The organism is Intrasporangium zincisolvens, from assembly GCF_034724055.1.
Lineage (GTDB): Bacteria > Actinomycetota > Actinomycetes > Actinomycetales > Dermatophilaceae > Monashia > Monashia zincisolvens.
On the sequence record NZ_JAWIIL010000012.1, the window covers coordinates 69,333 to 89,787 of the forward strand.

Below are 20,455 nucleotides of genomic sequence, written 5' to 3' on the forward strand. Positions count from 1 at the left end.
AACTTACAGGCCATCCCGCTGGGCCCGCGCATTGCTGATGACCGTGGGGTCGTTCGGGGACAGCGGCTTGTCGGCCCAGACGTGGTAGTCGAGGGTCGACTTCGGGCTCGGCGGCGCACCGGTGCGCTCGAGGATGTAGGTCATGATCTGGTTGAACACCGGCCCGGCGAGCATGCCGCCGAACATGCCGGCCGACGGCTTCTGGATGAAGACGGCGACGACGTACTTCGGCGCCTCGGCCGGGGCATAGCCGATGAACGAGGCCGTGAAGCCGTTGTAGCGGCCGAGCTTCTCGTCGTAGCGGTCGGCCGTGCCGGTCTTGCCGGCGACGCGGTAGCCCTTGATGCGGGCCGCGCTGGCCGTCCCGTTCTGACCCGTGACCTCCTCCATCATCCGCGAGAGCTTGACCGCGGTGTCCTGGGTGACGACGCGCGTCGGGGTCGTCGCCGCCGACGGGATGAAGGTGCCGCTGTCGTTGTAGACGCCCTCGACGAGCGAGGGCGGCACCCGCACGCCCTTGTTCGCGATGGTCTGGAAGACGCCGGCCTGCTGGATCGCCGTGACGGCGTAGCCCTGGCCGAAGAGGATCGTGTAGCGGCGGCTCGAGACCCAGTCCTTGGCCCCCGCGAGGAGGCCGGCCGACTCGCCGGGGAAGGCGACGGGCGTCTTCTGGCCGACGCCGAACTTGCGGTAGTAGGCCTCCATGACGGTCGGCGAGACCCGCTCCCCGATGAGCATGGTGCCCATGTTCGAGGACTTGGCCAGGACGCCGGTGGCGGTCATGTTCTCGACACCGTGCGGCTCGTTGTCCTTGAACCGGACGCCGGCGCGGGGCAGGCGCTCCGGGACGATGACGCCGGTGTCGGGCGTGATGACGCCCTCCTCGAGCGCGGCCGCCATCGTCATGAGCTTGCCGGTGGATCCGGGCTCGAAGGCGACGTTGAAGGCCTGGTTCTCGAGGTTGGACGACTTGGCGTCGGCGAGGTCGTTGGGGTCGAAGGTCGGGTAGCTCGCGGCGGCGCGCACCTTGCCGGTGGCGACCTCCATGACGACCGCTGTGCCCGACTCGGCGCCCACCGCGGTGACCTGCTTGGCCAGGGCGTTCTGGGCGTACCACTGCAGGTCGGCGTCGATGGTGAGCCTGACGTTGCGCCCGTTGACCACCGGGGTGTCGACGCGCGTCGATCCGGGGATGACGTAGCCGTCGCGGGCCCGCTCGGCCACCGACTTACCGGGTGTGCCGGCGAGGGTCTTGTCGAGCAGCTGCTCGACGCCGCCTGCGCCGGTCTGGTCGGAGGGCAGCACGTAGCCGACGAGCTGGCCCAAGGCCATCGACGTCGGGTAGACGCGCTGGGCAGTGCGCTCGCCGGTGACGCCCGGCACCCCGAGCGCGCGGATCTCGCGGTAGACGGCCGGGTTGACGTTGCGGGCGAGCACGACGTAACGGGTCTTCTGGCGGTTCAGCAGCGGCGTCAGGTCATCGACGCTCTTCTGCAGCAGCGGCGCCAGGGCCGTGGCCGCCTTGGTGACGCCGTCGGAGGTGCACTCCCCCGCGACCTTGACGAAGCAGCCGATGATCGTCGGGTCGGCGGCGACGGTGTACCGGTCGACGGACTGGGCCAGCACCTGGCCCTTGGTGTCGAGGATCTCGCCGCGCATGGCCGGCGTGACCTGCGTGACGAGGCGCTTGTTCAGGGCGGCAGTCTGGGTGGCCGAGGCGTCGAAGGCCTGGATGCGCAGCAGCTGCCCGGCGAAGATCGTGAAGACGAAGAGGGTCACGACGAACATGACCCGCGCCCGGCGGCGCGGGTTGACCTTGGAGATGCGCAGCGGCCGGCGTGGCGTGGGTCGCCGGGCGGCCGGGGTACGGCGCGGCGCGGCACCACGGCCCGTAGCCGGTGCCGGCCGGGCACCCTGACGCGGTGCCTGACGCGGTGCCTGACGCGGCGCCTGACGGGGTGCCTGACCCGGTGCTCGGCGCGGTGCCTGGCGCGGTGCCTGGCGGGGCTGCTGGCCCGAGGCGCGCGACGCCGAGGCGTTCGACCTCGAGCTGGCGGGCGTCTTCGGGGACGCCGAGGCGCCCGCGCGGGGTGCGCCCGCGCGGGCTGCCGTCCTCGTCGGGGCGGCCCCGCGGCCGGTGCGCCGAGGGTCGCCGCCTCGGGTCTGCGTCACCGAGTCACCTCGTGTCACCTCGTGGTCGTCGGGGCCGTGCCCTGCGTCTGCTGGCTCTGCTGGGTCTGCGGCTGCGTCGTGCCCAGTGTGGAGCCAGACGGGGCCGAGTCCGTCGCACCCGGCGTCGTCGGCGTGGCGCCGGTGGCCTTGGCAGCGGCGGCCGCGGCCTCCTCCGCCGTCGCGACCTTCGTCGCCTTGGCGAGGACGCTGCTGACCTTCTTGGTCACCGTCGGCGGCGTCGGGCTCGTGACGATCGGGAACGCGTTCTGCTTCGTCGCCGCCTCCGGCTTGCCGGTCACCTTCCCGGTGCGCAGGTCGATGTAGCCGCGCGTGTTCATCCGGACCATGCCGAGCTCGGACGCGCTGCGCGCGAGGGCTCCGGTGGCCGAGGCCGCGTCGATCTGCTCGTGCAGGTTGCTCGCGGTGTCGTCGAGGCGGGCCGACTCGCGCTGGAGGTCACCGAGCGCCAGGGACCCCTGGGCCAGGGCGGTGTTGAGCAGGAGCAGGGCGATGAGGCCTCCGACGAGCAGGGTGATGCAGATCGCGGCGAACGCACCGTTGCCGGTGCGGGCGATCGAGCTCGGGATGACGCGGAGCGGGGCGGGCGCCGGTGCGCGTCGGGGGGCGCGGAGCGGCCGGGCCGTCGCGGTCATCTGGCTCATCGGGTGGGTCCCTTCCTGGTGGTGCTGCGGGCGGAGTGCGTGGAGGTGTCGCGCACGCGCTCGGCGACGCGAAGGCGGGCCGAGGCGGCCCGCGGGTTGGTGGCGACCTCGTCGGCCGAGGGCTCCTCGGCGCCCCGGGTCACGAGGGACAGGTAGGGGGCGTGCTCGGGCAGCTCGACGGGGAGGTCGGGTGGGGTGCTCGAGGTGGCGCCGGCGGCGAAGGCCCGCTTCGTCGTGCGGTCCTCGAGCGAGTGGTAGGACAGCACCGCGATGCGGCCCCCGACCGCGAGCACGTCGACGGCCTCCTCGATGGCGCGGCGCCACACGGCCAGCTCGTCGTTGACCTCGATGCGCAGGGCCTGGAAGGTGCGTTTGGCCGGGTGCCCGCTCTGGCGCTGCGACGCCGCGGGGATGACGCGTCGGAGCATCTCCACGAGGCGCCCGGAGGACGTGTACGGCTCGAGGGCGCGGTCGTGGACGACGGCCCTGGCGATCTTGCGGGCGAAGCGCTCCTCGCCGTAGTCGCGCAGGATCCGCGTCAGGTCCTGCTCGGAGTAGGTGTTGAGCACGTCGGCGGCGGTGAGGCCGGTCGACTGGTCCATGCGCATGTCGAGCGGGGCGTCGACGCGGTAGGCGAACCCGCGATCGGCCTCGTCGAGCTGCAGCGAGCTGACGCCGAGGTCGAAGAGGATGCCCTCGACGGCCGTGAGCCCGAGGTCGGTGACGACGTCGCGGATCTCGTCGTACACGGCGTGCACGGGACGGAACCGGTCGCCGAAGCGGGCGAGCCGCTCCCCTGCCAGGGCCAGGGCCTCGCGATCACGGTCGATGCCGACCAAGGTGCACTCGGGGAAGCGCTCGAGGACGCCCTCGGCGTGCCCGCCCATGCCCAGGGTCCCGTCGACGTGCACCGCACCGGGCCGCTCGAGGGCCGGGGCGAGCAGGTCGAGGATCCGGTCGCGCATCACGGGCACGTGCCGTTCCTGCGCCGGTCCTCGGTCGGTCATGTGCGTCCCTCTCACGCGTGGTGCGAATGTGCTCTGTGTTGCATGTGGTGCTGGTGTTGCTGGTGTGACGCGGAGAAGGTCAGACGTCTGCCGAGTCGGTCCGGTCGATCCGGGGATGGGGTGGGGATGGTGCGGGTGGAGGTGCGGCCGGCGACCAGGTGGAGGGAGCTGGTCGTCGCCGTCTTTCGGTCTCGTGGTGGACACCTGGGGACTGGTCCCCATCCGCTGCCTCGCCCGGGACGGGGGAAGTCGTCCCGGGATCGGAGCGGCTGGAGGCCGGTGCTCAGGTGCGGTGTGCCTCAGAAGAGGCCGGGGATCACCTCCTCGGCCGTGTCGGCGAAGGCCTGCTCGGTCCGCTCGAGGTAGTCGTTCCAGACGGTGCTGTCCCAGACCTCGAGGCGCGAGCCGGCACCGATGACCGTGACGTCACGGTCGAGGCCGGCGTACTGGCGCAGGTTGGCCGGGATGGTGAAGCGCCCCTGCTTGTCGGGGATCTCGTCGGAGGCTCCCGACAGGAAGACGCGCATGTAGTCGCGGGCGGCGCGGCTCGTCGTCGGTGCCTGGCGCATCTGCTCGGCGACCGTGACGAACTCGTCCATGGGGTAGATGAAGAGGCACCGCTCCTGGCCCCGGGTGACGACGAGCCCCCCGGCCATCCGATCGCGGTACTTGGCCGGCAGGAAGATGCGGCCCTTGTCGTCGAGGCGAGGCGTGTGCGTTCCGAGAAACACGGTCCGCACCTCCCCTTTTCGACCCGCGGGCGACCCCATTCCCTACCTTGTTCCTCCACAGTACTCCACTTCACTCCACCGTCAACGACGTTTGGCCGAAACTCGCGCCCGGCGCGTCGCGTTTGCGCAGGTCAGGAGGGGTGGTGCGAAGTGGAGGGGAGGACTCCCCGTCGGATCCGGCCCGCCGGCCGGGGCCGACGCCACTCCCCCGTCGGAAGCGAGATCGTGCTCAGCAGGCGCCCGCCGAGGCGTCGGGAACGAACCAACGAGGCCCGTTCGTCGTCCCCGTGGAGGAGAGTGGAGGAGGCCGGATGCGCCTTCTTCCGGCCACCAGCGCGTCGATCACTTCCGACACCCGGGGTCCATGGGAGAAGATCACCTGACGGAGTGCGTCGGCCGCCACGAGCGGGCCGGCGCATCGACATGGGGAAGAAAGCGGGTAGCAGTGACGACGACGCAGACCGGACTCGACACGACGGCCGGTGCCGGGGGGACCGACCTCGATCTCGTCCACGAGGTGGCCGACCGACTCGTCACGGCCATGACGAGCGTCATCGAGGGCAAGCACGAGGTCGTGCGCACGACCGTCACCGTCCTCTTCGCCGGCGGCCACCTGCTCATCGAGGACGTGCCGGGCGTCGGCAAGACGATGCTGGCCAAGGCCCTCGCGCGCTCCATCGACGCGACGGTGCGCCGTATCCAGTTCACGCCCGACCTGCTGCCGAGCGACATCACCGGCGTCAGTGTGTTCAACCAGGACGCCCGACGCTTCGACTTCCGCCCGGGCGCGATCTTCGCCAACGTCGTCGTCGGCGACGAGATCAACCGGGCCTCGCCGAAGACCCAGTCGGCGCTGCTCGAGTCGATGGAGGAGCGCCAGGTCACCGTCGACGGCACGACGTACACACTGCAGGCGCCGTTCATCGTCATGGCCACCCAGAACCCCATCGAGATGGAGGGCACCTACCCCCTCCCCGAGGCCCAGCGCGACCGCTTCATGGCCCGGATCTCGATGGGCTACCCGGCGCCACAGGCCGAGCTCGCGCTGCTCGAGACGCACGGCGCGCACTCGCCGCTCGAGGGACTCGTCCCGGTCACCGACGCCGACACCATCAACCGCGTCGTCGACGCGGTCACCCGCGTGCACGCGAGCCCGGCCGTGCGCCAGTACATCGTCGACCTCGTGGCGCGCACCCGCGCCACGACGGCGCTGCGCCTCGGCGCCTCGCCCCGGGCCGCGCTCCAGCTGCTCCGGGCCGCCCGTGCGCACGCCGCCCTCGAAGGTCGCGACCACGTCATCCCCGACGACGTGCAGGTCCTCGCCTCCCCCGTGCTCGCCCACCGGCTCATGCCCTCGAGCGAGACCCAGCTGGCCCGCCGCACCACCGCCGACGTCGTCGTCGACCTCCTGCGCCAGGTGCCGGTCCCGCCGGCCGCACGCTGAGGCGGGAAGGCCGCCCGTGCGTGCCCTGCGCAGCGTCCTCACGACCCGGGGGCGGGCGTTCTTCGGCTCCGGCATCGTGCTCGTGCTCGCGGGGGTCGTCTTCGGCTTCCGCGACATCACCCGGTTCGGCGTGCTCCTCATCGCGCTGCCGGTCATCTCCTCGGCGCTCGTGCGCACGCGCCGCACGCGGATGCGCATCGAGCGGCACGCGCACCCCGAGCGCATCAGCGTCGGGCAGGACGCCCACGTGACCCTGTCCTTCGAGAACGTCTCCGGCTCGACGACGCCGATCTTCCTGGCCGAGGAGCGCCTCGACTACGTCCTCGGCGACCGGCCGCGCTTCGTCGTCGGCCACATCCCGCCCGGACGCGTCCGGGCCATCGACTACGGGGTGCGTTCGCACCTTCGCGGCCGGCACCGGCTCGGCCCGCTCGGCGTGCAGGTGCAGGACCCGTTCGGGCTGGCCAACCGCCATGCCGTCCTCGAGGGGACGAGCGACCTCGTCATCCTGCCGCAGGTGCACCCGCTCGGCTCGAGCCGGCACCCGAGCGCCGGCGTCGGCTCCGAGGGCGAGCAGGCCCACCTCATCGCCCTGCACGGCGAGGACGACGTGACGATCCGCGAGTACCGCGACGGCGACGACCTGCGCCGCATCCACTGGCCGGCCACGGCCCGCACCGGCGACCTCATGGTGCGCCAGGAGGACCGCCCGGCCCAACGCCGTGCCCTCGTGCTGCTCGACCCGCGCCCCTCGGCCCACGGCGGGTCGGGGGCCACCGGCTCCTTCGAGTGGTGCGTCACGGCCGCGGCCTCGATCGCCGTGCACCTGGCCGAGTCCGGCTACGCCGTGCACCTCGTGTGCGCCGAGACCGTCGACAGCGGCAGAGCGGCCGAGCCGATGCCCGTCGACGAGATCCTCGACACGCTCGCCGTGACCCAGCAGCGCGACGACAGCGGCGAGGACGAGATCCTGCGTGCCGCCCAGGCCCTGGCCGCCGCGGGTGGGCTCGTCGTCGCCCTCGTGGGCCCGTTCGACCCCGACGTCACCTCGCGGGTGGCGAGCCTGCGCCAGCCGGGCACGACGGGCCTGGCCCTCGTCGTCGACGCCCGGTCCTTCGGCACGACCGACGCCGACGACGCCATCGGGCACGTCGATGCCCTGCGGATGGCCGGGTGGCGCGCGGTGGCGGCCACCCGGGACGACGACATCGCCCACGCCTGGGCCGTGCTGACCGCCGCGACCGTGGGAGGCAGCCGATGACCCGTCGACGCTGGCGCATCACCCTCCTCGGGGCCCTCGCGGTGCTCTGCGCGTGCTACCCCGTCACGAGCCTCTTCCTCGAGACGAGCTGGTTCGGCCAGGCCGTCCTCGTCGTCGCGCTCACCGCGGGCGTCGGGCTGCTCATGCGCGGCCTGACCCGGTCGCGGCCGCTCGTCGTGGCGGTGCAGGTGCTCGTGCTCGCCGTCTTCCTCGTCGTACGGTTCGCGGGCGGCACCTTCGCCTACCTCGTCGTGCCGACGCTCGACACCCTCGAGGTGCTCAACGGCCTCGGCCTGCAGGCCCTCGAGACCGTGCAGCGGTACAGCGCGCCCGCACCGCTCAACGACGGTGTCACCTTCTGCCTGCTCATCATCGTGGCTCTCGTCGCGATCAGCGTCGACGCAGCGGCCGCGACGTGGCGCAGCCCGGCCGCGTCGGGCCTGCCCCTGCTCGCGGCCTACCTCGTCGCGGCGGCCAACGGCGACTCCGCGCTGGCCCTGCGCTACTTCGTCCTGCCGGTCGTCGTGTGGCTGCTCATGGTGCACACCACGGCCCGGGCGCAGTTCGGGCGGTGGGGCACGGCTCGGCCCGCCGAGCACAGCGAGATCGACGAGGCGGCGCACGACCGCGCCGCCCTCCGTTCCTTCTCCGGTGCAGCGGTGCGCGTCGGCGCCGTCGGCGTCGTGGTGGCCCTGCTCGTGCCGGTCTTCGTCCCGCACTTCCCGCCCCGCTACCTCACCGACGGGCTCGGCCGCTCGGGCGGCGGCGGCCAGGGATCGGTGGGGTTCAACAACACCCTCGACCTCAGCCGCAGCCTCAACGACACCGACCAGACGCCGGTGCTGCGGTACACGACCACGGGCTTCACCCGGCCACCGCTGCGGGTCCTCGCGACGTCGTACTACTCACGGGGCCAGTGGCAGGAGGCGGGCACGAACCAGGGCCCCGCAGACCCGATGCCGCTGCCGCCGCCCTCGCAGCGTCGCGACTACGTCATCACGGTCACCGGCAACACGCTGTCCGCACCGCGCGTCGCCGCCCCGTTCCCCGTCGTGGCCGTCTCGATGCCGGGCACCCGGTGGCGGATCGACCCCATCACCCGCGACGTCCGCGTCGACACGGCCGTCGCGGACTACCGGGTCACCTACGCCGACGTCGCGCCGAACGCGGCCGAGCTGCGCGACTCCGGCACGCCGGACTCCCCCGACATCACGGACGACGACCTGACGATCCCGGACCGCTCGCGCGCCCTCATCGAGCGCTGGTCGACGGAAGTCACGGCGGGCGCCGACAACCCGCTCGACAAGGCCATCGCGATCCAGAACCACCTGCGTGACACCTCGCGCTACACCTACACCCTCGACCTCGGCGAACCGCTGCGCGACGAGGCGGGCCGGCTGCTCGAGCCGATCGAGAACTTCTACCGGACCCGACGCGGGTACTGCGTGCAGTTCGCGACGGCGATGATCATGATGGCGCGCGCGCAGGGCATCCCGGCGCGGATGGCCATCGGGTTCCTGCCGGGCAACCGTTCCGGCGACGAGTACGTCGTCAAGTCCTCCGACGCCCACGCCTGGCCCGAGCTGTACTTCCAGGGCTACGGGTGGCTGCGCTTCGAGCCGACCCCGGGCGCCCGTTCCGGCACGCCGCCGCCCTACGCCGTCCTCGGCGCCGGCTCCGGCGGGACCGGCGGCGGCCGCTCCGTCGACGACACCCAGTCCGGCAGCACCGCGACCGCGAGACCGTCGCGCACGACGACGGCGACCGTCGCCGCGGCACCGGTCCAGCCCTCGTTCACCGACACGCTCGCCTCGGTGTTCAGCCTGCGCAACGTCGTCATCGTGCTCGCGGTCGTCGTCGGCCTCCTCGCAGCCTTCGTCATGCCGCTGACGGCCTGGCTGCTCCGGGTGCGCCGGCGGCGCGCCGCCGTCACCCGCCAGGACCTCATCGAGGCGGAGTGGGACGCACTGACCTCGCACCTCGGCGACCTCGGCCTCACCGCCCCGCAGGGGGTGACGCTGCGCCAGCTCCGCGAGCGGTACGTCACCGAGGGCCACCTGGACCCCGAAGACGCCACGGCGATGGGACGCGTCACGGCGACGCTCGAGAAGGCCCGCTACGACCGGCCCGAGCGCACGACGCCGCAGGAGGCGGTGCGCCTGCACACCGACATCCGGTCGATCCGTCGCACCATCGGGCGCACCCGCGCGTGGCAGACGCGGCTGCGCTCGTTCATCTGGCCCGCGGCCGGGGTGAGCTGGTGGCGCGGGCTGCCCGACCGGCTCGGCTCCCGTCGCCGCTGAGCCATCGAGGTCTCGGCTCGTCGACCACACAGCGAAAGAGCAGCTCGTCCGCGAGGGACGAGCTGCTCTTTCGCGTGCCGGCGGTGGGGCCCGTCAGTCGAGGTAGTCGCGCAGGACCTGCGAACGGCTCGGGTGACGCAGCTTGCTCATCGTCTTGGACTCGATCTGGCGGATCCGCTCACGGGTCACGCCGTAGACCTTGCCGATCTCGTCGAGCGTCTTCGGCTGGCCGTCGGTCAGGCCGAAGCGCATCGACACGACGCCGGCCTCGCGCTCGGAGAGCGTGTCGAGCACCGAGTGCAGCTGCTCCTGCAGGAGCGTGAAGCTGACGGCGTCCGCCGGGACGATCGCCTCGGAGTCCTCGATGAGGTCACCGAACTCGCTGTCGCCGTCCTCGCCGAGCGGGGTGTGCAGCGAGATGGGCTCGCGGCCGTACTTCTGGACCTCGACGACCTTCTCGGGCGTCATGTCCAGCTCCTTGGCCAGCTCCTCCGGGGTGGGCTCGCGCCCGAGGTCCTGGAGCATCTGGCGCTGGACGCGGGCCAGCTTGTTGATGACCTCGACCATGTGCACCGGGATGCGGATGGTGCGGGCCTGGTCGGCCATGGCGCGGGTGATCGCCTGGCGGATCCACCACGTGGCGTACGTCGAGAACTTGTAGCCCTTGGTGTAGTCGAACTTCTCGACCGCACGGATGAGGCCGAGGTTGCCCTCCTGGATGAGGTCGAGGAAGAGCATGCCGCGACCCGTGTAGCGCTTGGCGAGCGAGACGACCAGTCGCAGGTTGGCCTCGAGCAGGTGATTCTTGGCCTTCTTGCCGTCCTGGGCGATCCACCAGAGCTCGCGCTTGAGCTTCATGTCGATCTTGTCGCCGGAGTTGAGCTTCTCCTCGGCGAACAGGCCGGCCTCGATGCGCTTGGCGAGCTCGACCTCCTGCTCGGCGTTGAGGAGGGCGACCTTGCCGATCTGCTTGAGGTAGTCCTTGACGGGGTCGGCGGTGGCACCGGCCGTGACGACCTGCTGCGCCGGCGCGTCGTCCTCGTCGTCGTCGCGGATGACGAAGCCGGACTCCTCGGCCTCCTCGGCCGGGGCGGCACCCTGGGCGGCCGGGGCCGCCTCGTCGCCGTCCTCGGACTCGGCGCCCTCGGCGGTCTCCTCGGCGGTGTCGCTGTCGTCCTCGTCGGTGACCTCGACGTCCTCGAGCTCGCTCTCGTCGGCGTCCTCGGGTTCGGCGTCGTCGCCGTCGGTGTCGGCAGCGCCGGCAGCGGTCTTCTTGGCCGCGGTCTTCTTGGCCGCGGTCTTCTTCGCCGCTGCCTTCTTGGCGGCCGGCTTGGCCGCAGCCTTGGCCACCCCGGCGTTCGTCGCAGCCTTGCGGGCCGTCGTCGTGTCCGCCGCGGTGTCCGCGGCGTCGCCGGACGCAGCCGCGGCCTTCGTCGTCGTGACGGCAGCCTTCTTGGCCGTCGTCTTGGCGGTCGTCGTCCTCTTGGCAGTCGTCGTCGCAGCAGCGGTGGTGGAACGTGCGGTGGCCACAGTGCCTCCCTTGGTCCCGGATCGGGTTCGCTTCTTCGTCTCGGTGTGCGGCGCGTCGACGACGATCTCGATGTCGTGGGCCTCGAGGGTGACGAGGACCGGCTTCATCTGCTTCAGGTCGAGGGCGGCCTCAGCCTGGGCTCGTGCGATCTCGGTGCCGGTGATGCTTCCGTTGGTGCTGCCTCTGACCAGGAGCTGCATGATCGCCTCGTGCTGGAAAACCTTCGGCAGGGTCTTGGGGGTTCCAGCGGGTGTTGCCTTCGGCACGGATGCAGTCGCCTTTCATCGCGGTTCTCGTGTGACGCGGGCCGACGTCGGGCACGCGGACATGCCACATCACAACGAACGAGAATGGGGGTTCGTGCCGGAAGTGCGTGGCCTGTCGGAGTCGGGTCCCTCGGACGATCTCTCGGTGTGCCTCATGCGATCCGGTACTCGGACATTATAAAACGCCCGGCGGCGTGCGAGCGAACGGATCCGCCCGGACGGCCGTGTCGCCGGTGTGTTGCGCATCCCGTTCGGGCCCTCCGAGGGCCCGAACAGCGATCCGAACGGGGGTCCGAACGGGGTCCGCGCGGAACGGTCCCGGCGGCGCAGACGGGGGTGGGCCCGGCTCAGCCGGCCTTGACCGCCAGCACCGGGCAGGAGGCGTCGAGCAGGATCCGCTGGGCGTTCGAGCCGAGGATCAGCTTGCCGACGGGGCTGCGGCGACGCAGGCCGATGACGATGAAGTCGGCGTGCTCCTCCTCGGCGACGCTGATGAGGTCCTCGGCCGGGTCGTTGCCGCGGACGAGCTGACGCACCTCGTGCTCGAGGCCCTTGTCGGCCAGCAGGGCCTTGACGCGGGCGAGCTCGGCCTCGAACGCGGCGGCCTCGTCGGCGTCGAAGTCCTTCCCACCTCGGTGGGAGCTGATGACGACGAGCTTGGTGCCCCGGAGGACGCACTCCTCGGCGGCTCGCTTGAGCGCCGCGCGTCCCTCCTTGGTGGCGACGTATCCGACGACGATGGCCACTTCCCGGACCTCCTTGGTACGGCAACAAACCGGTGGTCGCACCGTACCCGAAATGGGTCACCGCGGCAGCGGCACGACCGGACTGCCCCGACGCCGGTCCGGCACGGAGCCCGCGAGCGCGTCAGTGACGTCGGCGCCGGGCCAGCGCGTCGCGGACGACCGAGCCCACCTGCGCCTCCTCGATGAGGAAGCCGTCGTGGCCGAAAGCCGAGCTGATCGACACGCGTGTCGCGCCGGGCAGCGCGGCGTGGAGCTCGTCGGACAGCCGCGGCGGGTAGAGCCGGTCGGTGTCGACGGACACGACGGTGCAGTCGGCCGTGACGCGGGCCAGCGCCGCCTCGAGCCCACCGCGGTCGCGGCCGACGTCGTGGGAGTTCATCGCCTCGGTGAGCACGACGTAGGAGTTGGCGTCGAAGCGTCGGGCGAGCTTGCCGGCGTGGTGGTCGAGGTAGGACTCGACGGCGAAGCGCCCTCTGCCGGCGGCACGCTCGCCGACGCTGAAGGGGTCCTCACCGAGCTGGGCCTCGCGGCCGAACCGGTCACCGAGCTCGGCCTCCGTGCGGTAGGTGACGTGCGCGATGCGCCGTGCCAGGCCGAGCCCGGTGTCGGGGCGGTGCGCGGAGTCGTAGTAGTCGCCGCCGGCGAAGTGCGGGTCGGTGCGGATCGCGAGCAGCTGCGGCTGGCACCAGGCGATCTGGTCGGCCGTGGCGTACGGCGTCGAGGCGAGCACGACGCAGCGCTCGACGGAGTCGGGATGGCTGACCGCCCACTCGAGGGCGCGCATGCCACCCATGGAGCCACCGATGACGGCGGCGACACGGGTGATGCCGAGATGCGAGAGCAGGGCCCGCTCGGCGGTGACCTGGTCGCGCACCGTGACGTACGGGAAGCGGCTGCCCCACGGGCGGCCGTCGGGGGCCGGGCTCGCCGGCCCGGTCGTGCCCTGGCAGCCACCGAGGACGTTGGCAGCGACGACGAACCACTCGTCGGGGTCGACCGCCTGACCGGGACCGATGAGGCTGTCCCACCAGCCCGGCGACGGATGGCCCCCGCCGGCCTCGCCGACGACGTGGCTGTCGCCGGTCAGCGCGTGCTCGACGAGGACGACGTTGTCGCGGGCCTCGTTGAGCCGGCCCCACGTCTCGTAGGCGACCCGGACGCCGGGCAGGACTCCCCCGCGCTCGAGCTCGAGGTCGCCGAGCTCGGCGAACCGGCGCCGGCCGACGGGGTCGCCGTCGCGCCACACCCCGTCTCCACCCGGCGCATCCGTTCGGGCATCCGTTCGGGCGCCCGCTCTGTCCGGACCCTGCGGGGGACGGACGGGGCGGCGCGTGACCTGGCCGGGACGGTGGGTCACAGTCATGCGGAGAGCTCCTCGGATGTTCGCGCTTGCCGCGGTCCCATACCGGTGCGGCCTGGTCCTCACCCGGGGCACCCCACCGCGAAGGAGGGTTGCCGGCCAGCGAGCCGGGGCTTGTCGCTGGCGCTCATGACCTGCTCCCAACCATACGCGACGGGATGCGCACGCACCGCCCGCCGGTCCAGCCCGTGGACCGGCCCGGGCCGCCTCCTCAGGCGCACCGGGGCGGGCGGACGCCCTTCTCGAGAGCTGCCCGGACGAGCGTCGCCAGAACGTGCCCCGGGTCGGCGAGCAGGGCACGGTCGGCCGCGAACGAGGCATGGGCACCGTCGCCGAGCCACCAGGCGTAGGCGGCGGTCGCCGCGAGGACCGGAGCGGCGCACGCCTCGGGCGTGGCCCGGCACAACTGCTCGACGCGTGCCAGGACGAGCCGCTCGGTCTGGGCCTCGGTCTCGGCCCAGGCCGTGGCGCCCGCCCCGGGGCCGCCATGGATGTCGAGGGCCCGCCGCAGCCGGGTGGCGAGCTCGTCGGGGACGTGGTCACCGGGGAAGCCCGGGCAGAGCCACGAGACGACCAGGTCGCGCAGGCGCGTGTCGACGAGGGGCCCGACGAGCGCCGCGACGGCCCGGGGGGACGGGTCGACGTCGAGCCCGGACCGCACGAGCCGCACCCATGCTCCGAGAGCCTCGTCGACGAGCTCACCGCGGGCCCGACGGTCGGCGACCGAGCCGCCGCCGTCGGCTCGCTCGAGCCGGCCCACCCACTCCTCCACCGCGGCCAGCCGCCCGGCGTGGTCGGGGTCCTCGGGTGGGAGGGGCTCGACGAGCCGGGCCAGCTCCTCGCGGCTGGCGAGCACGGCGGTACCCATCGCGACGTACTCGGCGACGGCCGGTACATCGGCCGGCTCGGGCATGGGCCGCCCGGGAGACGGACAGCAGTCGCAGTCGAGCCCGAACCACTGCCCGTCGCGGACGACCAGTCGCTCCCCGACCGTCACCCCTCCCTCGTCGAGACCGTCCCGCAGCGCGTCGAGCAGCGGTACCGGATCGCCCGACTCGTCCGGCCCGCCCGCGAACCCGACGAGGACGACGCGGCTCGGGCGCTCCTGCACCAGGGTCGGCACGGTCTGCTGGGCCGCCCGCGCGGCGTCGGCCGGACCGACGAGGTCGAGCCGGGCCACCAACCCGAGGCGCAGCTCGTGGAAGCAGACGACGACGATGCTGCGCTCGGGCCGGAAGCCGAGGTGGTAGGGCAGAACCGTCAACAGCTCGGCGGGTCCGGACAGGGAGATCTTCGGCATGCCCGAAGGCTGCCCTCGGCCGGGTCGGGGCCGCAGCCCTGCAGACCCCGGCTGTGGACGCGCGTCCCTCGGCGCGAGGGGGTGTGGACGACGGCGACCGGGCCTTCAGCGCTCGAGCCGCTTGCGGACCGACTCGAGCACGTAGTCGGTCGCGGCCTGACGCGCACCCTCGGGGAGACGGACACGCCCGGTGCCCTCGGCGCGGCCGGGAACTGCCGACGGCGCGCCGGGCGCGGGTCGTGAGCCGGCCGCAGCGCCCTGCCTGCCGACGAGGCGCCCACGGGCGGCACCCGTGACGTCGCGGTCGCGGCGTCGGCTGTCGCTGACCTCGCCGGCCCACAGGCGGGCCCGGGCGTCGGCAGCCGTGCCGAGCGTGGTGCCCGACGGCTGACCCGCCGGCGGCGCCGAGGGAGCCGGCGCGGACGTCGGTACGGCCTGCCCGGGCACGGTCTGCCCGGTGGCCCCTGCCCGACCGCGGCCGTGGTGCCGGCCCTGGCCGATCTCCCAGGCGATGAAGCGATCGGTCTCCTCGAAGAACGCCCGGACGACCCACGTCAGCACGACGGCGTCGTCCACCGCCCCGATGACCGGCAGGATCGCCTCGGGCACGAGGTCGATCGGCGATGCGACGTAGGCGACGGCAGCGGCCACGAGCCCGAGACGCCGCAGGGACGTCCCGGTGTAGGCGTGGTCGAGCGTCGCGCGGACCAGTCGGGGCACCGCCTGGACGCGTTCGCCCACCCCGGGCGCACCGGGTCGGGTGGCGGCACGCACGACGGACGCGACGGTCGCAGCGAGCTTGATCCGGGAGGCAGCCTTCATGCCCGCCCCAACGTACGGGGCGCGGCCTGGATTCCCGATGTCATGGTCGTCTCGACACCCTCGTCATCGTCGCCCGGGGTCTCAGCGACCGAACGTCGCCAGGGACGGGAACTCCTTGGCCGCCTGCTTGCCGATGCGCCCGAGCATGTAGACGTCGACAGCGGCCCCGAGCAGGCCACCGACGACGGGCACGGCGCGACCGAGGCGGGCGAACGTGCCCTGGCCGATGCGCGCGAGCAGACGGAAGCCGACGGCCTTGTTGAGGACCATGACCGCTGGCGCGGGCAGACGGTCGAGGGCGAGGGCCGACAGCTTGCCCCCGGCTGCGTGCAGGCCCGCCTTCCTCAGCATGTCGTCGCTGTCGGCGCCGACGAGGGTCAGCAGGATCGCCGAGCGGATCTCGGGTTGGTCGATGTCGTAGCCGCGGACCTTCGCGGTGGCCGCCGTCAGGCGTGTGGCGAGGAGGTAGAACTCGAGGATGTTCGCCGGCAGGGACACCGGCATCGTGAAGAAGCCACCGAGGCCGGTGATGAATCCGCCTGCGGCACCGAGCTGCCGGTGGTCGCGCGCGATGATGCGCAGCGCCTGGTCAGCGTCACCGGAGGCGTCACGGAGGGCCTTGGCGGCGACCGTGTGCGCGGAGTCGAAGGGGCCCTTGCCGTCGATGCCGACGTCGAGGAGGCGCTCGACGAGGCGGGTCGCCGCACCTGTCAGCCCGCCCTCCGCGGACTGGTCGACACGGGCCGGCGCCCCGTTGCGCACCACCGCCCCAGCCTGCTCCGCCGCACTGTCCGAGGCCTTGACGGCCTCGGTCCTGTCCCAACCGAAGAAGCCCACCGGCTCTCACCCCTTGAACGAGTCGCGTCTTCCGCCGCACCCGGCGGCCTCCCCCGTCACCGTATGACGAGACGGGGCGCGCATGCGCCCCAAGGTGTCGTCGATCTGCGGCTCACGCACGGTCGGCGGCGTCTCGTAGGGTCGTGCCATGCCCGGACCGATCCTCGGCGCGTCGCTCGACGAGCTACGCCGCGACCGCACGAGCGTCAAGTGGCGGCGCTACGACCCCGACGTCCTGCCGCTGTGGATCGCCGAGATGGACGCCCAGCCCTGCCCCGCCGTCGTCGAGGCCGTCGGCGCGGCGGTGCAGCGTGGCGACACCGGCTACGCCTGGACGGTCGACTACGCCGAGGCGTTCGCCGAGCACGCCGCGGACACGTGGGGCTGGCGGCCCGACCCCGGCGCCACGGTGCGCGTCACCGACGTGCTCACCGGCGTCACCCACCTGCTGGGACTGCTCACCGACCCGGGCGGTCCCGTCGTGCTGACGACGCCCGTCTACAACGCCTTCTTCGAGGTCGTCGAGGCCGCCGGGCGCCGCGTCGTCGAAGCACCTCTCGGAGCCGACCTTCGCCTCGACCTCGACTCTCTCGCAGAGGCTTTCGCGACCGCCACCGCAGGCGGCACACGGGCGGTCCTGCTCCTGTCCAACCCGCACAACCCGACCGGCACGGTGCACACCGCCGACGAGCTGGCCGCGGTGGCACGCCTCGCCGAGGACCACGGCGTCCGGGTCGTGTCCGACGAGATCCACGGCGCCCTCGTCTACACCTCCAGCACCTTCACCCCGTACCTGACGGTGCCGGGCACCGGGCGCGGCATCGTCGTGTCGTCGGCCTCCAAGGCGTGGAACCTCGCGGGGCTCAAGGCCGCCGTCATCGCCCCGGGGCCCGACGCCGTGTCCGACGTGCGCCGCCTGCACCCGTTCGTGACCTTCGGCGCGAGCCATCTGGGTGTCGTCGCGCACGTCGCCGCCTGGCGCCACGGACGTGAGTGGCTCGCGCACCTGCTGGCCGAGCTCGACGCCAACCGCGCGCTGCTCTCGCGGCTCGTCACCGAGCGCCTCCCCGGCGCGCGCCTCGTCGTTCCCGAGGCCACCTACCTGGCGTGGCTCGACCTGCGCGGACTCGGCCTCGGCGACCGGCCCGCGACGCGGCTCGTCGACACGGCACGCGTCGCGCTGTCGGACGGCCCGACGTTCGGCTCCGTCGGGGCCGGGCATGCGCGGGTCAACTTCGCCACCTCCCCCGACATCCTCGCCGAGGCAATCGACAGGATCGCGGGATCCATTGCCTGACAACGCAGTCCCCCTCGTCGCACTCGTCGTCGGACCGACCGCCGCCCTCCTGCTCGGTGAGGGGGTCGACGAGCACGTGCCGCTCGAGGCCCTCGTCGAGCGGGTGGCGAGCGTCACGGCGACGACGCGTCCGCGGTGGGTGGTGTGGTCGGCGGCCTCGACGCTGCGGCCGGTCGTCGACGCCCGGGTGGACGTCCCGCGCACGTGGGACCTCGCCGAGGCGCACCGCCTCGTCAACGGGGGCTGGCGGGCCACCCCGGGACACGTCGTGGCCGCCTGCCGGGGTCTGCCCGAGGCCGAGGTGCCGCGCCCCCGGGCGCCCCGCCTGAGCGGTTTCGACGGCGACCTGTTCGACGTCGTCGCCGGCGACGACCCGTCCCTCTGGACCACCGACGCGCATCTGCGCCCCGATGCCCTCGCCTGGGCGAGCACGCCGGCGCGGCTCCGCGAGCTGGCCGAGCTCGCGCTGGAATGCCAAGCGGCACAGCGGGACTCGCTCGCTCGCATCGCCGGTGCAGCAGTTGCACGACTCGAGCGCACGGTGTGGTCCGAGTCCGCCGCTGCCGTGCTGTGCCTCGAGCTCGAGCGCGACGGCCTCCCCGTCGACCGCCCCGCTGCCGAGGGCCTCATCGCCGCCGCGGCCGGGCCCCGCCCCGCCGACGACGCCGACGCGGCACGCATCCGGGCCCGCCGTGACCAGGACGTCCTGCGCCACGCGCCGGGCCGCGCGGTCGCCGACCTGCGCAACCCGGGGCAGGTGCGTGAGCTGCTGCAGTCGGTCGGGGTCGACGTGCCGAACACCCGCGCCTTCGTGCTCGAGCCGTACCGGCACACGCACCCGTTCGTCGACGCGCTGCTGCGGTGGCGCAAGGACGAACGCATCGCCACGACCTACGGGTACCGGTGGCTCGACGACCACGTCGGTGCCGACGACCGGCTCCGCGGCGGCTGGACCGCCTGCGACGGCGCGGCGGGGCGGATGACCGCCCAGAACGGGCTGCACAACCTCCCCGCTCCCCTGCGCCCGGCCGTGGCCGCGGCGCCGGGTCACGTCTTCGTCCGCGCCGACCTCGGGCAGGTCGAGCCCCGCGTCCTCGCGGTCGTCAGCGCGGACCGCGCCTTCGCCGAGGCGACGCGTGCGGACGACCTCTACGCCCCGGTGGCCGCCAAGCTCGGCGCCGACCGCCCCACGGCCAAGGTCGCGGTGCTCGCGGCGATGTACGGCCAGCGTTCGGGCCCGGCGGGCGAGGCCCTCAAGGACCTCGAACGGGCCTATCCCGTGGCCATGGGCCTGCTCGACCGCGCCTACGCCGACGGCATCGCCCGGCGGCCGGTGCGCACGTACGGGGGTCGGCTCATCCGCTTCGGCGCCCCGGGGGTGACGCCGCAGGGGTTGGAGCCCGGTGAGGACGCCCTCGCCGGCGGCGCCTCGGCCGCCGCCGACGCGGGTCGGGGGCGCTACGCCCGCAACGCGATCATCCAGGGCTCGGCGGCCGAGCTGTTCAAGGCGTGGGCGGCCACGGTGCGCCACGCGGTCGCCCCGCTCGGCGGCCAGATCGTGCTCTGCCTGCACGACGAGCTGCTCGTCCACGTCCCCGAGGAGCACGCCGAGCAGGCCGCCGCGACCGTGGGAACGGCACTCACGAGCGCCGCGCGCACGTGGGCCGGGACGGACGCGGTGCGGTTCGTCGCCGACACCTCCGTCGTGCGGCGCTGGAGCGAGGCCAAGGGCTGAGGGCCCGGCTGAGGCGCGGACCGGTCAGCTGTCGGGGTCGTCCTCGGTGACGTCCTTGAGGAACGCCTCGAACTCGGCACCGATCTCGTCGGCGGTCGGCAGGTCGGACAGGTCGGTGGCGAGCAGGCTGCGCTGCCGCCGCCCCTCCAGGAACGTGTCGTACTGCTGCTCGAGCGCCTTGACGACCGCCGTGATCTCGTCCGACTCCTCCATCTGGCGGGCGATCTCGGCCCGGTTGAGCCCGGCCGTGGCGGCCAGCTCGCGGGTGTCGAGGTCGAGGCCGGTGGCGTTGCGCACGCGGTCGAGACCGAGGAGCGCGGCGTCGGCGTACTCGGACTGGCCGAGGTAGTGCGGCACGTGGACCGCGAAGCCGATGGCGTCGCGCCCCGCCTCGCCGAGCCGGAGCTCGAGCAGCGAGGAGAAGCTGGCCGGCACCTGCACGGTGCCGAAGGCCGGCTCGTTGGCGGGCACGAGGCTCGGGTTGGTGCCGTGTGCCGTGACGCCGAGCGGCCGGGTGTGCGGCACGGCCATCGGGATGCCGTGGACGCTGACGGTCAGGTCGACGCCGAACGCGTCCATGAGCGTCGTCGTGGCCTCGACCATCCGGGCCCACTGGTAGTCCGGCTCGGGACCGACGAGCAGGAGGAAGGGGACGCCCTCCTTGTCGACGACCCGGTGCAGCAGCAGACTCGGGTCGTCGTAGCTGCTCCAGTGGTCGCGGTCGAAGACCATGACCGGACGGCGGCCGCGGTAGTCGAGCAGCTGGTCGATGTCGAAGGAGGCGACGACGCGCGACTCGTGGGCCGCGAGGAGGTGGTCGGCGAGCAGCCGCTGCGTGCTGCCGGCGTCGATGAACCCGTCGAGGGCGACGACGAGCACCGAGGCCTGCAGCTCCTCGAGCATGCTCGGCGAGGTGTCGCTCTCGAACTGGAAGAGCTCGGTCGGGTCCTGCACGGGTCTGGCCTTTCGTGTGGCGGGTCG

At 73.0% G+C, this 20,455-nt stretch carries 16 protein-coding genes and 1 riboswitch; of the genes, 5 read left to right on the forward strand and 11 right to left on the reverse strand.

The genetic code is table 11. From position 1 onward, the window contains the following. Positions 1–3: 3 nt before the first annotated feature. From RY076_RS21375 to mraZ, 4 genes are all read right to left on the reverse strand, one after another. A complete protein-coding gene (locus tag RY076_RS21375; protein WP_323101574.1) occupies positions 4–1,788 on the reverse strand; it encodes a peptidoglycan D,D-transpeptidase FtsI family protein in 1,785 nt (594 codons plus the stop codon). Between the two features lie 398 nt (positions 1,789–2,186). Further along, entirely contained in the window at positions 2,187–2,834 is a 648-nt protein-coding gene (locus tag RY076_RS21380) for a cell division protein FtsL (protein ID WP_323101575.1), read from the reverse strand. Next, entirely contained in the window at positions 2,831–3,841 is a 1,011-nt protein-coding gene (gene rsmH / locus RY076_RS21385; RefSeq protein ID WP_323101577.1) for a 16S rRNA (cytosine(1402)-N(4))-methyltransferase RsmH, read from the reverse strand. The genes RY076_RS21380 and rsmH overlap by 4 nt, the downstream gene beginning before the upstream one ends. A gap of 299 nt (positions 3,842–4,140) precedes the next feature. Next, positions 4,141–4,572 (reverse strand): division/cell wall cluster transcriptional repressor MraZ, encoded by a 432-nt coding sequence (mraZ, locus tag RY076_RS21390; protein WP_076258867.1) that lies wholly within the window; start codon positions 4,570–4,572, stop codon positions 4,141–4,143. A gap of 445 nt (positions 4,573–5,017) precedes the next feature. Between mraZ and RY076_RS21395 the strand changes: the two genes are divergently transcribed. The 3 genes from RY076_RS21395 to RY076_RS21405 are packed head-to-tail and all read left to right on the forward strand — an operon-like array spanning position 5,018 to position 9,580. Further along, the gene (locus RY076_RS21395; RefSeq protein ID WP_323101580.1) at positions 5,018–6,016 is read left to right on the forward strand and encodes an AAA family ATPase; all 999 of its coding nucleotides are present in this window, start codon (positions 5,018–5,020) and stop codon (positions 6,014–6,016) included. Between the two features lie 16 nt (positions 6,017–6,032). After that, the gene (locus RY076_RS21400) at positions 6,033–7,277 is read left to right on the forward strand and encodes a DUF58 domain-containing protein (RefSeq protein ID WP_323101582.1); all 1,245 of its coding nucleotides are present in this window, start codon (positions 6,033–6,035) and stop codon (positions 7,275–7,277) included. Next, positions 7,274–9,580, forward strand: coding sequence for a transglutaminase TgpA family protein (locus tag RY076_RS21405; RefSeq protein WP_323101583.1), 2,307 nt, complete (start codon positions 7,274–7,276; stop codon positions 9,578–9,580). The genes RY076_RS21400 and RY076_RS21405 overlap by 4 nt, the downstream gene beginning before the upstream one ends. 93 nt (positions 9,581–9,673) lie before the next feature. Here the strand turns inward: RY076_RS21405 and RY076_RS21410 are convergent, their stop codons facing one another. From RY076_RS21410 to RY076_RS21435, 6 genes are all read right to left on the reverse strand, one after another. Beyond that, positions 9,674–11,311: an RNA polymerase sigma factor gene (locus tag RY076_RS21410; protein WP_323101586.1), complete on the reverse strand. Its 1,638-nt coding sequence runs from the start codon at positions 11,309–11,311 to the stop codon at positions 9,674–9,676. Between the two features lie 413 nt (positions 11,312–11,724). Then, entirely contained in the window at positions 11,725–12,123 is a 399-nt protein-coding gene (locus tag RY076_RS21415) for a universal stress protein (RefSeq protein ID WP_323101589.1), read from the reverse strand. 121 nt (positions 12,124–12,244) lie between these two features. Further along, positions 12,245–13,486 (reverse strand): homoserine O-acetyltransferase MetX, encoded by a 1,242-nt coding sequence (metX, locus tag RY076_RS21420; RefSeq protein ID WP_323101592.1) that lies wholly within the window; start codon positions 13,484–13,486, stop codon positions 12,245–12,247. A 17-nt stretch (positions 13,487–13,503) separates the two neighbouring features. Next, positions 13,504–13,618: riboswitch (SAM riboswitch) on the reverse strand. A 76-nt stretch (positions 13,619–13,694) separates the two neighbouring features. Next, positions 13,695–14,783, reverse strand: a complete 1,089-nt coding sequence (locus RY076_RS21425) for a DUF4192 domain-containing protein (protein ID WP_323101593.1) — start codon at positions 14,781–14,783, stop codon at positions 13,695–13,697. Positions 14,784–14,888: 105 nt separating this feature from the next. Next, entirely contained in the window at positions 14,889–15,605 is a 717-nt protein-coding gene (locus tag RY076_RS21430; protein WP_323101595.1) for a YkvA family protein, read from the reverse strand. Between the two features lie 81 nt (positions 15,606–15,686). Then, the gene (locus RY076_RS21435) at positions 15,687–16,442 is read right to left on the reverse strand and encodes an EcsC family protein (protein ID WP_323101598.1); all 756 of its coding nucleotides are present in this window, start codon (positions 16,440–16,442) and stop codon (positions 15,687–15,689) included. 148 nt (positions 16,443–16,590) lie between these two features. Here RY076_RS21435 and RY076_RS21440 point away from each other — a divergent pair, with 148 nt between their 5' ends. Next, the gene (locus RY076_RS21440; RefSeq protein WP_323101601.1) at positions 16,591–17,739 is read left to right on the forward strand and encodes a MalY/PatB family protein; all 1,149 of its coding nucleotides are present in this window, start codon (positions 16,591–16,593) and stop codon (positions 17,737–17,739) included. After that, positions 17,732–19,474, forward strand: coding sequence for a DNA polymerase (locus RY076_RS21445; RefSeq protein WP_323101604.1), 1,743 nt, complete (start codon positions 17,732–17,734; stop codon positions 19,472–19,474). The genes RY076_RS21440 and RY076_RS21445 overlap by 8 nt, the downstream gene beginning before the upstream one ends. Positions 19,475–19,498: 24 nt before the next feature. Here RY076_RS21445 and RY076_RS21450 read toward each other — a convergent pair whose 3' ends face one another. Further along, positions 19,499–20,428 (reverse strand): proteasome assembly chaperone family protein, encoded by a 930-nt coding sequence (locus tag RY076_RS21450; protein WP_323101606.1) that lies wholly within the window; start codon positions 20,426–20,428, stop codon positions 19,499–19,501. Between the last annotated feature and the right edge of the window lie 27 nt (positions 20,429–20,455).

What these genes read in the sequence shown, in the direction of transcription:
- RY076_RS21375 (WP_323101574.1), bottom strand. Translation starts at nt 1,788, where the DNA reads ATGTTCGTCGTGACCCTCTTCGTCTTCACGATCTTCGCCGGGCAGCTG.
- RY076_RS21380 (WP_323101575.1), bottom strand. Translation starts at nt 2,834, where the DNA reads ATGAGCCAGATGACCGCGACGGCCCGGCCGCTCCGCGCCCCCCGACGC.
- rsmH (WP_323101577.1), bottom strand. Translation starts at nt 3,841, where the DNA reads ATGACCGACCGAGGACCGGCGCAGGAACGGCACGTGCCCGTGATGCGC.
- RY076_RS21405 (WP_323101583.1), top strand. Translation starts at nt 7,274, where the DNA reads ATGACCCGTCGACGCTGGCGCATCACCCTCCTCGGGGCCCTCGCGGTG.
- RY076_RS21410 (WP_323101586.1), bottom strand. Translation starts at nt 11,311, where the DNA reads ATGCAGCTCCTGGTCAGAGGCAGCACCAACGGAAGCATCACCGGCACC.
- metX (WP_323101592.1), bottom strand. Translation starts at nt 13,486, where the DNA reads ATGACTGTGACCCACCGTCCCGGCCAGGTCACGCGCCGCCCCGTCCGT.
- RY076_RS21425 (WP_323101593.1), bottom strand. Translation starts at nt 14,783, where the DNA reads ATGCCGAAGATCTCCCTGTCCGGACCCGCCGAGCTGTTGACGGTTCTG.
- RY076_RS21430 (WP_323101595.1), bottom strand. Translation starts at nt 15,605, where the DNA reads ATGAAGGCTGCCTCCCGGATCAAGCTCGCTGCGACCGTCGCGTCCGTC.
- RY076_RS21440 (WP_323101601.1), top strand. Translation starts at nt 16,591, where the DNA reads ATGCCCGGACCGATCCTCGGCGCGTCGCTCGACGAGCTACGCCGCGAC.